A 13,547-nucleotide genomic window follows, 5' to 3' on the forward strand; every position below is an offset into this window, starting at 1 on the left:
CGACCTATTCGAAAATTTGATTACCTTTCACCCATTCAAAAAACCCTAAAGCACCGCGCTGTTGCACTAATGACTTGAACACGGCATATAAAAACATTAAAAGAGTCAATCTAATAAATCCGTTTTTTGCAAATGGTTGTGAAAGAATATTTAGTCAAATATAACAACCATTTGTTTTTACTACTAAGACACATAGCCAAGGGAGTACGCAAAGTAGAAAAAAAAGAGTACACTATTCTTCCTTAGCAGGCGCGCGGCGGTTGTCATTTGAGATGGTATCAATAAGTTTGTTGTAAGGATCGATACCAACTGAAACCGGTTTTTCATTCACTGTAATACTAAACTCATTCATGATGTCAGTGAATTTACGTTTTTCGAGATAGAGAACGGTTTCATCTCCATCCTCATCCACTCCAAACACACCCACTTCTATCCAGTCGCTGAGCGGCAGTGATTCAATCGGTCTGCGGCGACCTTCCACTTCTACAGAAAGACTGTCTCCGGCAGCATTTTTATAGATTCGCTCTCCCGTTTCACCGGCCCGGTATTTGGCAGTCTGCAGCGTCAAATCAACTTTGTAAGTTGTACTGTCAACTTCGGTATAGGTAGCTTCCTCCACACGGTTATCGTACAGTGTGATGGTTTCAAACATATCCGTAATAAGATACTGCATAGAATCGGGCGTCGCCTCTTTCAGGTACTCCACCAGTTCCAATGAAATGGTGTATGGCGGTTCCTGGAAACCAACGTCATCGATATAATCGCTGAGAGCGGCATTTAACCTGTCTTCGCCGATGTAATCACTGAGTGCATAGAACACAAGTGATCCTTTGTTATAGTGGATGTACTGCTGATTCTCATTGTATATCAGCGGCATCTCTTCTCTTGATTCTGTTGTTCGCCCGAGCAAATATCTGTCGAGAGCTTCCTTCAGGAACCGGCGCATTTGATGGACTCCATACTCTTTTTCCAGCACTTTCAGGGCGCTGTACTCCGAAAGGCTTTCCGATAGCATCGTTGCTCCCTGTACATTGCCTCCTATCACCTGATGGGCCCACCACTGATGCGCCACCTCATGTGCGGTAATGCTGAAAGGATAGTTTACGGCGTCTTTATCCGTAGTATCCACATCCGCAATAAAACCGACGGCTTCAGAATAGGGAACTGTATTGGCAAATGATTGTGCAAAGCTTCCGCCTGTTCTCGGAAACTCAATGATGCGAAGCTGACGAAACTGGTACGGGCTGAAATTTTCCGTGTAATAATCGAGAGATTTCTTAACCCCATCGATCATATAATCCAGATTGTAGGTGTGATCGGGATGATGATAGATCTCGATATTGACATCATTCCAGCTGTCCCGAACAACATCAAACTCCGCGGAAATGAACGAGTAAAAATTCACCATGGTACTGTCCATTTCGTAATGGAAATATCGCCGGCCATTCTCTTCCCACTCATCCTGAAGGTAACCGGGTGCAATTGCAATCTGCTCGGGTGATGTTGAAATCGTGGTTTCAAAGTCGATCCAGTCAGCATCGCTGGAAATGTAATTGTTCATCCGTGCGATGCTATCCGTTGGCGGTGCCATACGATCTTTGGGTGGAAGACTGTAGCGCTCGCGGGCTTCTTCGCCACTCAATTCACCTGATTCCTGGTAACCGATTCTCGGGAAAAGCGAATTATTGATGAACGTGCCGTTATATCGAACCGGCGACTGATTTTCCAGCACCTCATTTGGCTCATTAGCCAGAGTGAAGTTAAAAGAGACCGAATCGCCGGGCATCAGGGATTCGGTGAGCTGAAAGATATCGTAATCCATGGTGTCGTCTTCCAACACCAAATTAAAATCGCGATCAAATTCAAATGTACTGATCAGGTAATTATGATCTATATGAATGGAATCGATTGGTGCATCGGTCTTATTAACCAGTATGTAGTTTCCTCTCACCTCCAGATCCCTGGTTTCAGGATACAAATCAAGATTTATGCTTGTTGAAACGATGCGGGGTTGTGGGGCATTTTGAAATTTACCGTACGTTTTTTCGAACTGAGCCGCTCGCTGCTCCCATTCCTGAGACGAGACATACTCGTATTTGATGTTATTGACGTAATAAATCCACGATCCCATCCCCAAAAAACCAATCAGTGAAAGTGCAAAGATACCTTTAAGCTTTGGCGTAAACGCATCACGCGCATTCTGAAGGCGTTCTTTGAATCCACCCGGCAATCCTCTCCTGAAAAGCGCAATTGCAAGCGTATAGAATGCGATTCCAAGCAGCAACCAGTATCCTTTATAGATAAAGTAGGGTGCCAGTGACCTGCCATATCCATTCATATCCGAATAGGCTGTACCGGGTGCCTGATTAAATTTAAAGACGGTTTGTTCAATCCCAAGCTCACCCAGAAACGTGATGCCAATGGAAATGATAAGCAACAGGATAAACCCTATATAGTAATTCTTAAACAGGCTGTGAACGAAAATGGATAGCAATCCCCAGATCACGACATGTATAAGTGATATTGCATACAAATCGAAAAGATACTGGCCGATCTCAAAATTATAGTAGCCGTTGTAAAGCTGTACAGAAAGTCCAGCAAGCATGATGATGGACAGCAGCACCATTTGCATAAGCACCAGCGCTAAAAACTTAGAAAAGAGAATTGTCCAGTTTGGGGTTGCGGTTACGTGGATAAGCTGATCCATGTTATCACCACGACTTCGATGGATGAGCATTCCCGCGTACAGAAATGTCAAAATATTGATGAACAGACTGAAAAAGGTTCCGGGAAGCTGCAGCATCTGCCAGGTTACGGGAAGCGTATCAGTACCAAAAATTTCGCTACCTAAAAGTATTACGCTTAGCGAGATCAGCAAACCGATCAGACCGATAATGATAAATGCCCACCCGCTTACAATATACCTGAAATCAACTTTTGCAAGCTCCCAGGCAAGTTTCAGATTCTCCTTAAAGGAGAAGTCCATGTTCACCTTTGGCATGCTCACTGTAAGAATACTGCCGAAGTTTTTCTTAGTAACCGCCTCGCCCTGTTTTTTACGGAAGAAGCTAAAGCTAAACGCCTGCTGACTAAAACTAAACATGCGGTAAACCAGGCCAAATATAAGGACTCCAAGTCCGCCCCAGATTAATCTGTTGTATAGAATCACTTCTCCCCATGGAAGCGGGTTCTCATTTTGCTCAAATACGGTCCAGTATTCGGCATAATAAGCATTGGCCTGAGCCCCGTATGGATCGAGCAGTGCAGCCAGCATTTTATTATCGAGGTCAGCCGTGAGATTCTGTGCAAAGATCTGAATCAGGAAAAATCCCAGGATTACAATGAAGGCCACGTTGATATTTCGCGTGAAAGCGACCACCGCAAACACTATCGCTCCAAAAAAGATCATGTTCGGGATAAGATAGTACAGGAACGGCTGAATGTAGCTCATCAAATGGAATGGGCCCAGAATTTCAGGAACCGTTCCGGGTGTGAGTGTTCCAAGAATAACACCTAGCGCGGCGGCCATCATCACAAAAGTGGAAACCGTGAGTCCGGCCAGGAATTTTCCAAACAAATATTCCCATTTTTTGAACGGGTAGGAATAGAGAACCGAATGCATGTTGTGCTCATAATCCCGGTAGATGGTACCGCCGATAAGTGCCGGTAAAAAGAAATAGATAATGAGTGCCATGGAATTCAGAATTCCATTGATGGCTAAAGGCGAATTCACAATTGTGGAGGTATCGATGGATACTGTCAGGCTTTCAAAAACTCCGGCAGCACTGATCATCACAAAGTAAGAGAGGGCAAACATAATAGCGGCATACACATAAAACGAAGGTTTGCGCAGCCAGTACCGAATCTCAAAAGAATAGATGGAATAGAACATGATGAATAATTTTTTGAGTTATGCGGCTACAACTTCTTTCTCTTCACGCAGTGTTACGAAGTAGACATCCGCCAGGTCAGGCTCTTTTGCCTGGAAGGTATCATCAGGTTGCTCCATGCCGTGTACACGGATATTGAGTGTATTGTCCTGGTTGAAGTTCGAAGAGATGATATTGAATTTATCCTGATATGCTTCCAGGTCGTCACGTTCTATAACCTTCGTCCAGATTTGGCCTTTTAAAGCCTGAACAGCTACTTCCGGCGTATGATGACTCAGTATGCGTCCGCCATTCATGATGGCCATATCGGTACATAACTCTTTCACATCATCTACAATGTGGGTTGAAAAGATCACGATGTGATTGGTTCCGATCTCCCGCAGCACGTTCAGAAACCGATGTCGTTCGGAGGGATCCAGTCCGGCAGTGGGCTCATCCACGATGATAAGTTTTGGATCGTTCAGAAGCAGCTGTGCAATTCCAAACCGCTGTTTCATTCCACCGGAGTAACCAGCTACACTTTTGTTTCTCACCTCAAAGAGATTGGTAACTTCCAGTGCCGTATTCACCATTTCGACACGTTCCTGCTTGTCGGTGATTCCCTTTAGCCTGGCAAAATAGTGCAGCAGATCCTCGGCCGACATTTTAGGATACACTCCAAATTCCTGCGGTAAATATCCCAGCACTTTTCGCAGACTTAGCTTGTCTTCCAGAATATTGATGTCATCGAGGTGAGCTGAGCCTGTGTCGGGCGCCTGTAACGTGGCGATCGTACGCATCAGGGTTGATTTACCGGCACCATTTGGACCCAAGAGCCCAAACATGCCCGATTCAATGTCGATGGTGACATCATCAAGAGCTTTCACCCCGTTTTTGTAGGTTTTTGATAGATTGGAAAGTGTAAGTTTCATAGCCCGGTCTCTTAGTTATTTGATTTCAATCAAGATGATACGTAAATCAAACTAAAATAATAAAGAAAGTAGAGATTATTGAACTTAGCAGCAGAACTTTATCCAGATCAATTTTTTTAAATCAACCGGGAAAGATCTTTAACATTCGCAATATTCAGCACGGTACAGACAGAAGAATGGTAATTTCACCTGTTGTTGAGGGCCATTACGGATTTAATAACATCCCTGAGTTGATTCAACATTTCGGTGGAGGCAGGCATTTGGGAAAGATTGTCGTTTAAATTGGAGAATAAAAAAGCACAACAACGGTTAAGGCTCATGCTGCAGGGGTGATTAAACGATTAAAAAACCTGCATTTCAGTTAAAAATTTCGTTAACTGAAAAAACGAGAATAACAAAACCGTGCCATGGGAAGGCGTCATTCGAACCCATTGACTGTTATTTTAATAAAACTGGATGGAAAACCTATCGAAAAACTTATAGAAGAAGTAAGTTAGGGTATTGAAACCCTTTATAAACCTCGTTCTATACGCAAAGAAGCTGAAGAAGAAGCGAAAAAATCAATTATAGAATAGACATGGACATCAAAGAAAAAATTAAGGAACGTGTCGACAACATCAATGATCGACGTCTTTTGGATGAACTCCTCAAGATTGTCGAACTTGAGCATGAAATTGAACATGTGCACGAACTATCTGATCCTGAAAAGAACGCCATTGACGAGGGAATTTTAGATGCTGAAGCTGGGAATCTGCTTTCGAATTCTGAAGCAAGTCAACAGGTCATGGAATGGCTAAAAAAATAAGGTGGACAACCTGCTCTATTACCGACCGAACTTCAATCTACAAGTATTGGCTCGAACGAAACCAATCGGATATCTATCCTGAAAAACTCGAACAACTGTTTGAAAATTCTGCCGAACTCATTTCCAACTTTCTGCAAGAAACATATAGATACCAAGCTTTATTGCTTCTTAACAACAGGGGGGCATACTCATTTTAACTAAACCGTTGCCCGTCATTATATCCGAATAAAAAAATCTAATGAAAGCAATACTATTAAAGGAATACGGATTGCCGAGTGATCTTGAGATTGGGGAAGCTGTAAAGCCGGTTCCGGGTGACAATGAAGTATTGGTGAGAATTCACTCAGCATCCATCAATGATACAGATTGGGGGTTGGTCAGGGGCAAACCATTTGTGATTCGTCTGTTTTTCGGTCTGAAAAAGCCAAAAATAAATATTCCGGGGATAGACGTTTCCGGAAAAATAGAAGCGGTGGGCGATAACGTGAGTTCCTTTAACATCGGTGATGAGGTCTACTGCGATCTCTCAGACTGTGGATGTGGCGGATTTGCAGAATACGTTTGCGTCCCGGAAAATCAATTGTCCAAAAAACCTTCCAATATCAGTTTTAATAACGCCGCAACCCTGCCTCATGCCGGAATACTCGCTCTTCAGGGACTTGTGGATAAGGGGAAGGTAAAATCCGGACAGCATGTCCTGATCAATGGTGCCGGAGGCGGTGTCGGAACCCTGGGCATTCAAATCCTGAAATCGTATGGAGTAACGGTAACCGGCGTTGACAGTGATGAAAAGCTTGATTTGATGAAATCGCTGGGATATGATAGCGTGATGGATTATAAAAAAACGGACTTTACCGATACGGGAGAAAAATATGACCTGATTCTTGATACGAAATCATACAGGTCTGTATTTAAAGTTGCGCGATCCCTCAAGAGAAATGGAACGTATATCACGATGGGTGGATCGATGTATAGATTGCTCGAAATAGCAGCGTTAGGTTGGCTCGTATCTCTTTTTACAGGTAAAAAGCTGAGCGTACTCATTCATGAGCCAAACAGAGGGTTAGACCGGATTTCTGAACTTGTGGAAAAGGGACAAATCAAACCTGTTATTGATGGGCCCTACGGATTTAATAAAATCCCGGAGTTGATTCAATATTTCGGTGAGGGCAAGCATTTGGGAAAGATTGTCGTTGAAATTGAAAAATAACGGCGTATAACAACGGTTAATGCTCAAACTCGGTTTAAACGCTGATTATTACTTAATACCTGAGTTCGATTCTAAAATGCTGATTATTGAGTTCCCCTCCTGTGTAAGGAGGGGTCAGGGGAGGTAGCCTTAGGGTTTTGAGTCTTTAGTGTCCTGAATTCATCAATTAAACCACCCCTAAATCCCCTCCTTGAAAAGGAGGGGAACTTTCAACCATCTAAATCAAGATATTATTAATCGAACTTAGGTTTAATGTGAGTTCAATATGTCTTCTACATGAAAAAGACTTCTATCAGTATTTAAGTATAAGATAGCCACGGAACCACGGAAGGCACTGAATAATCTCTGTTTTTTTGTTTCATTGGCTAATGTATAACCAATTTCTATGAATAAATGATCTTTAAGGACTTTTAGCTCAGATTTTATCTCGAACTCACGATACTTAGAACAACATTTTTGAAATACCGATATAGCCCGCAACTTGAACATCATGAGTAAACTAACCGGTTATAGAATTCTGGCTTTTGGCGTGGATTATTTAATCATCGCGGTCTACGCAGTGGCGTTATTTGGCGCGACAACATTCCTGGACGTTGGAAAACTATCACCGGCAGCCGGGCAACTCGTAGGATTTCTGACTTTGACACTGCCGGTATTTCTATACTTTTATTTGATGGAGAACAGCAGTAGGGCAGCCACAGTAGGGAAGAGGGTCATGAACATTTCAGTTCACACTGATTCTGAAAAAAGTAGTCAGAAAGTTTTCATCAGAAATATTTTGAAATTCCTTCCGTGGGAAGTGGCGCATGTTGGAGTCCACTGGGTTATATACTACTCCGCACTCGATCAATCCCCGCCGGCCTGGGTTTGGATTGCCCTGATCCTGCCACAGGTTATTGTCCTTGGATATTTAGTAAGTATCGTTCTTTCCAAGGGTGAAAGCAGTTTCTACGATAAACTTGCGAGCACCAGAATTGAAAGAAGTCTCTAGGCTTAGGCTCAAAGCCTGCAATATTGAAGAAAGATATTGAAATACCATTTTGATTTATGCTCTGTATTCAATGATATGGGAAATGCGCTAAACTGTACTGTTTTAAAATCCCACTCTCTAATGAACCACCTCAATTCTATTCAAATCTTCAAATAAAACGCTCTGTTCGGCGGGGATTGATCGCTATCAATCTATACCCCTGCACTGCGCTGTCGCTTGTACAGGGCTAATCATATTCTGCCCCGCCAGGGCAGTGGATTGAGTCGGTAATGATCCGAACTGAATTTATGCTAATCATTGTATTTCTATGAGGAGCAAGATCGAAATTTGTATTTGAATTTATGATTCTACCGGAAATTCAGTTTTTGTATGCTCTAGAAATACCATGTTTATTCAGCATACCAAAGCTCTGAAAGAGCGTTAGAACATAGCCCCGGGTGAAGCGCAGTCGTAACCCGGGGAATGGGGATATATAAAAGATCACCGCCGAACAGAGAGATTGGCATGAAACTCTAAAAAGGTTGAGGCGGTAACTCATCTGAATTCATTTAATACAAAAAACAGGGTATTTCTAAGAGGAGCAATAATAAAGCTATTATTCAAATTCCTGATATAACTTCATGGAACGTCTCCGGGCCGGGAACTACAGAAATACCATGTCTAAGCTTGCAATCCAACTCCGATGGGAGTTTCATGTTTATTGCTAATGTGAACAGAAAACAAGTCAGGCTCCGGCGGAGCCTCCTGAAAAGGCAAAATGACTCTCTTTAACCTTTTTTTTGCTCCTCATCTTCTCGTCATTTAATCTATTGCGATACTTTTTCCATCAAATAAATTATTATTCAATAAGGCCTTTATTTTCCTACCTTTAATAAAGAGAAATAAATCCGGCTATATGAGATCGATCCGTCATATCCCGCTACTCATTCTGTTGATCCTCATCACTATTGGCTGCTCAGAACGGGAGCAGGTTCAGGTCAAAAAAATGAATCTGGTTCAAGGGGTTTATGCATCCGGAAATGTTGTTCCGGTCGGTCATTACGAGGTCACAAGTAAAGTGTCCGGAATTGTGGATGAGATTTTGGTTGATGTGGGGCAGGAGGTGACAACCGGTACTGCGCTGGTAAAACTTCAGAATCAGCCGAATGAATCAAACCTCCGGATTGCACGTAACCAGCTGGAGCTGGCGCGTAAAAATGCAGCTTCTGATTCGGATATTCTAAAACAGCTGAGGCAGCAGCTGGAGAATTCAAGGGCTGTTTTTTTGCAGGACTCTATTGAAGTGGAACGTTACCGGCAGCTGCAACAGGATAGTATTGTTACAAGGCAAGACTTTGAACGTACTCAGCTACAGTTTCAAACTTCACTGAACAACTACCGCATTGCGGAGAGTAAGTTGAGGGAAGCGAACGACCGTCTTCAGATTGAACTGGATAATGCTCGCAATAATTACCAAGCTCAGGAGAGCATGACCGGCGACTACACCATTTTATCGGCTATGGACGGCAAGGTGTACGACATCATTCCAAAAGAGGGTGAGCTAATTGCCGGAAATCGCCCGATTATGGCGATCGGTGCTACCGACCGGTTTGAGACCGAGCTTCAGGTGGATGAAACGGATATTGTAATGGTGCAAGAAGGTCAGCAGGTCTATTACGAATTGGATGCTATTGAAGATACCGTACTGAGCGGAGTGGTCACCCTGATCTATCCGAGAATAAATACTATTGAGCGTACAGCTAAAGTGATTGCTTCGATCGAATCCCGTGAATTCCCCTTGTATCCCGGGATGGCGCTGGAAGCTAATATTGTGGTCAACGAAAAAGAGAATGTGCTGGTGATACCGGTCACTTACATCAGCGAAGAAAATGAGGTAATTCTGAAAGATGGTAGCCTGAAGCGTGTTGAAACCGGAATACGGGACCTGAACAATGTAGAAATTGTGTCCGGACTCGAAGAAGGGCAAGTTGTCTTAAAACCTGAGCCATGAACCGTTATCCAATTTTAAAAATCGTTATCACTCATCTGGTCAGCCGAAAACGGCAGACGATCGTTTCGATGCTGGGTGTGACCTTTGGTATAACGGTTTTTATTTTCCAGGCAGGGGTGATCACAGGCCTGCAGGATTTTTTTATTGAGAAGACGATCAACTCCACCGCCCACATACAGATTTATCAAGATAAAAATCAGAAGTCCCCACCTGTTTTATTGAGTGTCTATGATGAGGAGCAGACATGGATATCCGTTCAAAACATCAAGAGCAAAAATGAGCTTCCCAAACTAAAGCGCGGGCTGCAGATCGTGGAGATCCTGGAGTCGTATCCCGAAGTGACCGGAGTGTCACCAAGCCTGAGTACCCAGGCGATTTTTAAGATCGGTGTGGCGGATGTGTCGGGAATCATTAATGGGGTGAACATCCGCAAGGAAAACCGGCTTTTTGACCTGGAGAAGGATATGGTCAGCGGCTCCATCATCCGGCTTGAGACCGTGAACAACGGCATCATTCTGGGTTCCGGCCTGGCAGAGTCGATGGGTGCAATCCTGAATGATAACATTACAGTGGTTTCGCCCGGTGGAGTTGCTCTGCAGATGAAAGTGGTGGGTATCCTTGATACCGGTCTGCGGGAACTTGATAACTCCCGGGCATACAGCAGCATCCGGAATACCCAGAAGCTGATGAATGTGACCGGGAATTATATTACCAACATTAACATCAAGCTGGAAGATGTGGATCAGTCAGGAGTGCTGGCCCGCGAATTTCAGTCCCGATTCGGTTACACTGCCGAGGACTGGAAAGTTGCCAACGAGGGAATTTTCAGCGTATTCAGAATTCAGAACATCGTGACCTACCTGGTAATCATTTCCATACTGCTTGTATCCGGATTCGGAATCTTCAACATCCTGTCGATGATGATCTACGAGAAGATGAACGACATTGCGATTTTGAAATCGATCGGGTATACAGATGTGGATGTGAGAAACGTGTTTCTGCTGGAAGCTCTGATCATCGGTTTTCTGGGCGGATTGCTTGGGTTAGTGATCGGTTTTGTGATCTCCTGGATCACATCCATCATTCCCACAAATATTGAAGGTTTTGTTTCCTCTGAGTATCTGAGCATCAATTTTGATCCTCTGTTTTATCTGCTTGCTTTTCTGTTTGGTCTGATAGCAACCGGAATTGCCGGATATCTGCCGGCTAAAAAAGCTTCCAAGATTGACCCGATTAACATTATCAGATCCCAGTAGACGTGAAGAAAGTTTTAGAAGCAAAAAATCTGAACAAATATTTCCACAAACCTGTGGAATTCCACGTGCTGAAGGAGATCAACCTTTCGGTTCGATCCGGTGAGTTTGCTGCGATTGTAGGGCCGTCGGGCAGTGGGAAGTCCACGCTGCTTTATGTTCTCTCATCCCTGGACCGTGAATATGAGGGGGAGGTTTTTTTTGGTGATGTGGAACTGAAAACATTGAGCAATCGGAAGCTTGCCCGTTTACGAAACAGATCCATCGGCTTCATCTTTCAGTTTCACTATCTGCTTGCTGATTTTACGGCATTGGACAATGTTATGTTGCCGGGTCTCAAGCTTGGCGAGCTCCCACATGAAGAACTTGAGGAGAAAGCGATGCAAAAGCTGGAACTGTTAGGCATTGCTGATCAGGCGACGAAAAGGGTGAACCGGTTGTCGGGCGGACAGCAGCAGCGGGTTTCCATTGCACGGGCGCTTATCAATGAACCACAAATTATTTTTTGTGATGAGCCTACGGGCAATCTCGATTCCAAAAATGCCTTGATTGTATATGATATGCTGAAAGAATCTGACACGTGAGTTTGATCAAACCATATTGATGGTCACTCACGATGATTCCTACTTATCGGAAATTGATAGGCAGATACAGTTGCTGGATGGAAAGATTCTGGATCGATAAAGATTGAAGAGGCGTTGTGGCATGCATTCATGATGTGCCAAGCGTGTTTTTTGTTTCATACCCCAAAAGACATGGTATTTCTATGAAGCGCAGCGTCGTAATTATTAATCAAATTTCTGATTTAACTTCATGAAGCGTTTTTGAGTGTTATAGAAATACCATGACTATTTCTGCTCTTATCTCCGATAGTAGTTCCCTGTTTAGAGCCATTGCAACCCGTAAATGAACATGGCTCCGGCGGAGCCTCCTGCGACAGCTGTTTTATTGAAGGGGTGAGTTATCGATATACTGCCGGGTACTGCACCGTCTGCAGCAGAGTGAATTGAAACAGTTATCTTTTTTTGTAAAGCTGCCTCTCTGAGGCATCCTGAAACCACTCTCTTATCTGCTATGCAACGGATTTGTCTGATCTGTAATTTCAGTTAATTCAATAAGCAAAGTTCGGAACTTCCTTCGTACCTGTCGTGAAGCTCACGAATCATTTCATAGTCATACTCTTCATATGTTTCCGTTGTATGGTTCTGTAGTTTTACTCTGTAACGGATTAATGCCGGGTCAAAGTTTTTCATATCCAATTCCGATTCCGCAATTTGCCAATGCTCATCAGCATCCTCGGTAAGATGTATCAGCAGGCATTTAGGTAGCTTTACATTATTCCGTTTATATCTGGCACTGAGTAAGTCGCCCTGCTGATTATATCGCGCATGGAAATGGACATCCTCGCCTTTCATGGATGCGGTGAATTCTCGGGCAAACGGGGCGACGGGCTCTTCAAAGACAAAGGCCCATCCTTTATTTTTAAGGATTGGGCTATTTTGTGCGCAATCAAGGGATTTCAGACATTCAAAATCCTGAAGGTCCAATGACCGCAATTCACGTACCTCTTGCGTTCTTGCTTCAAAGGTGCTTACGAATAGGATTAATATTGAAATGATTATAATTCGGAGAGTCATTATAGTTTTCATGGTATGTGTGTCATTTTAATTCTTGATTGATTGATTCCGACTACAAAAAGTCTGTCTAACTTGTTTTTTTCGGATAGGTTATTCTGTTTCTCATCAACGGAACGACCGGTTTCCGATGTGATTCCTATTACTATTGCGATGCGATAGGGGAAATACTGACAAATTTTTTATAATATTTTCTCAGCCATGTAATAAATGCACAATTTGAACTGCTTATGAGTGGCCATGATCAAGAAATAACCCGACTTCTTGATGAAGTCGTAAATGGATCGGAAAGAGCTTATTCCAGGCTTTTTTCAATTGTGTACGACAAATTACGCAACCTTGCCCACCGACAAGTCATCTATGAACCAAATTTGAGCCTTACAAAAACTGCACTTGTACATGAGCTGTATCTGAAAATGTTTCAGCAAAAAAGTGTGGAAATTGAAGACAGATATCACTTCTTTGCAATAGCAGCGCGTTGTATGCGGCAAATTTTGATCGATCACGCCAGGAGTAAGAAGAGAGAAAAGAGAGGTGGCAATCAAAACGAAGTCACATACATCGATGAAATGTTCAATGTAAACCAAGAGGCCGAAGAACTTTTAGCAATCGATGAGGCCTTAAAGAAGCTGGCAAAGCTAGATCAGCGTATGGCCGACATCGTTGAGCTTAACTACTTCGGAGAGATGAGCTTTGACGACATTGCCAATTATCTGGAACTCTCCGATCGAACGGTTTATCGCGACTGGGCCAAAGCACGAGCTTGGCTGTACAGAGAGTTAAAGAAAGAATTTTAGCTGATAGCCGATGCAAATTTAGAAGGTTAGTCTAAGCAGACCTATTTAGTTATCAGCCTTCTTTAT

Annotated in this window: 11 protein-coding genes; 8 read left to right on the forward strand and 3 right to left on the reverse strand. The window is 43.3% G+C overall.

The genetic code is table 11. The features are described 5' to 3' along the window. Positions 1-232: 232 nt before the first annotated feature. Positions 233-3,892: an ABC transporter permease/M1 family aminopeptidase gene (locus tag U5K35_RS06100; protein WP_322570593.1), complete on the reverse strand. Its 3,660-nt coding sequence runs from the start codon at positions 3,890-3,892 to the stop codon at positions 233-235. Positions 3,893-3,910: 18 nt separating this feature from the next. Then, positions 3,911-4,801: an ABC transporter ATP-binding protein gene (locus U5K35_RS06105; protein ID WP_322570594.1), complete on the reverse strand. Its 891-nt coding sequence runs from the start codon at positions 4,799-4,801 to the stop codon at positions 3,911-3,913. Positions 4,802-5,378: 577 nt separating this feature from the next. Between U5K35_RS06105 and U5K35_RS06110 the strand changes: the two genes are divergently transcribed. From U5K35_RS06110 to U5K35_RS06140, 7 genes are all read left to right on the forward strand, one after another. Beyond that, positions 5,379-5,606: a hypothetical protein gene (locus U5K35_RS06110; protein WP_322570595.1), complete on the forward strand. Its 228-nt coding sequence runs from the start codon at positions 5,379-5,381 to the stop codon at positions 5,604-5,606. Beyond that, on the forward strand, positions 5,591-5,803 hold the full coding sequence (locus U5K35_RS06115) for a hypothetical protein (protein WP_322570596.1): 213 nt from the start codon (positions 5,591-5,593) through the stop codon (positions 5,801-5,803). The genes U5K35_RS06110 and U5K35_RS06115 overlap by 16 nt, the downstream gene beginning before the upstream one ends. A 41-nt stretch (positions 5,804-5,844) precedes the next feature. Continuing rightward, complete coding sequence (locus U5K35_RS06120) at positions 5,845-6,816, forward strand: NAD(P)-dependent alcohol dehydrogenase (RefSeq protein ID WP_322570597.1); 972 nt, start codon at positions 5,845-5,847, stop codon at positions 6,814-6,816. Positions 6,817-7,306: 490 nt separating this feature from the next. Further along, on the forward strand, positions 7,307-7,807 hold the full coding sequence (locus U5K35_RS06125; protein ID WP_322570598.1) for an RDD family protein: 501 nt from the start codon (positions 7,307-7,309) through the stop codon (positions 7,805-7,807). A gap of 895 nt (positions 7,808-8,702) precedes the next feature. Then, positions 8,703-9,797, forward strand: coding sequence for an efflux RND transporter periplasmic adaptor subunit (locus U5K35_RS06130; protein WP_322570599.1), 1,095 nt, complete (start codon positions 8,703-8,705; stop codon positions 9,795-9,797). Beyond that, positions 9,794-11,053 carry an ABC transporter permease gene (locus U5K35_RS06135; protein WP_322570600.1) on the forward strand — a complete coding sequence of 420 codons (1,260 nt, stop codon included), beginning with the start codon at positions 9,794-9,796 and terminating at the stop codon, positions 11,051-11,053. Before U5K35_RS06130 ends, U5K35_RS06135 begins: the two co-directional genes overlap by 4 nt. A 2-nt stretch (positions 11,054-11,055) precedes the next feature. Further along, entirely contained in the window at positions 11,056-11,634 is a 579-nt protein-coding gene (locus U5K35_RS06140) for an ABC transporter ATP-binding protein (protein WP_322570601.1), read from the forward strand. 522 nt (positions 11,635-12,156) lie between these two features. Here U5K35_RS06140 and U5K35_RS06145 read toward each other — a convergent pair. Further along, positions 12,157-12,699, reverse strand: a complete 543-nt coding sequence (locus U5K35_RS06145) for a hypothetical protein (RefSeq protein WP_322570602.1) — start codon at positions 12,697-12,699, stop codon at positions 12,157-12,159. A 215-nt stretch (positions 12,700-12,914) separates the two neighbouring features. On the opposite strand from U5K35_RS06145, the gene U5K35_RS06150 reads away from it, so the two are divergent. Next, entirely contained in the window at positions 12,915-13,481 is a 567-nt protein-coding gene (locus U5K35_RS06150) for an ECF-type sigma factor (protein ID WP_322570603.1), read from the forward strand. Positions 13,482-13,547 lie beyond the last annotated feature (66 nt).

Origin of the sequence: Rhodohalobacter sp. (assembly GCF_034521535.1) — a bacterium.
GTDB lineage: Bacteria > Bacteroidota > Rhodothermia > Balneolales > Balneolaceae > Rhodohalobacter.

Bases quoted from the DNA above. Each gene is read 5' to 3' on its own strand.
- U5K35_RS06105 (WP_322570594.1), bottom strand. From the start codon at position 4,801: ATGAAACTTACACTTTCCAATCTATCAAAAACCTACAAAAACGGGGTG.
- U5K35_RS06150 (WP_322570603.1), top strand. From the start codon at position 12,915: ATGAGTGGCCATGATCAAGAAATAACCCGACTTCTTGATGAAGTCGTA.
- U5K35_RS06120 (WP_322570597.1), top strand. From the start codon at position 5,845: ATGAAAGCAATACTATTAAAGGAATACGGATTGCCGAGTGATCTTGAG.
- U5K35_RS06135 (WP_322570600.1), top strand. From the start codon at position 9,794: ATGAACCGTTATCCAATTTTAAAAATCGTTATCACTCATCTGGTCAGC.
- U5K35_RS06125 (WP_322570598.1), top strand. From the start codon at position 7,307: ATGAGTAAACTAACCGGTTATAGAATTCTGGCTTTTGGCGTGGATTAT.
- U5K35_RS06110 (WP_322570595.1), top strand. From the start codon at position 5,379: ATGGACATCAAAGAAAAAATTAAGGAACGTGTCGACAACATCAATGAT.
- U5K35_RS06130 (WP_322570599.1), top strand. From the start codon at position 8,703: ATGAGATCGATCCGTCATATCCCGCTACTCATTCTGTTGATCCTCATC.
- U5K35_RS06145 (WP_322570602.1), bottom strand. From the start codon at position 12,699: ATGAAAACTATAATGACTCTCCGAATTATAATCATTTCAATATTAATC.
- U5K35_RS06100 (WP_322570593.1), bottom strand. From the start codon at position 3,892: ATGTTCTATTCCATCTATTCTTTTGAGATTCGGTACTGGCTGCGCAAA.
- U5K35_RS06115 (WP_322570596.1), top strand. From the start codon at position 5,591: ATGGCTAAAAAAATAAGGTGGACAACCTGCTCTATTACCGACCGAACT.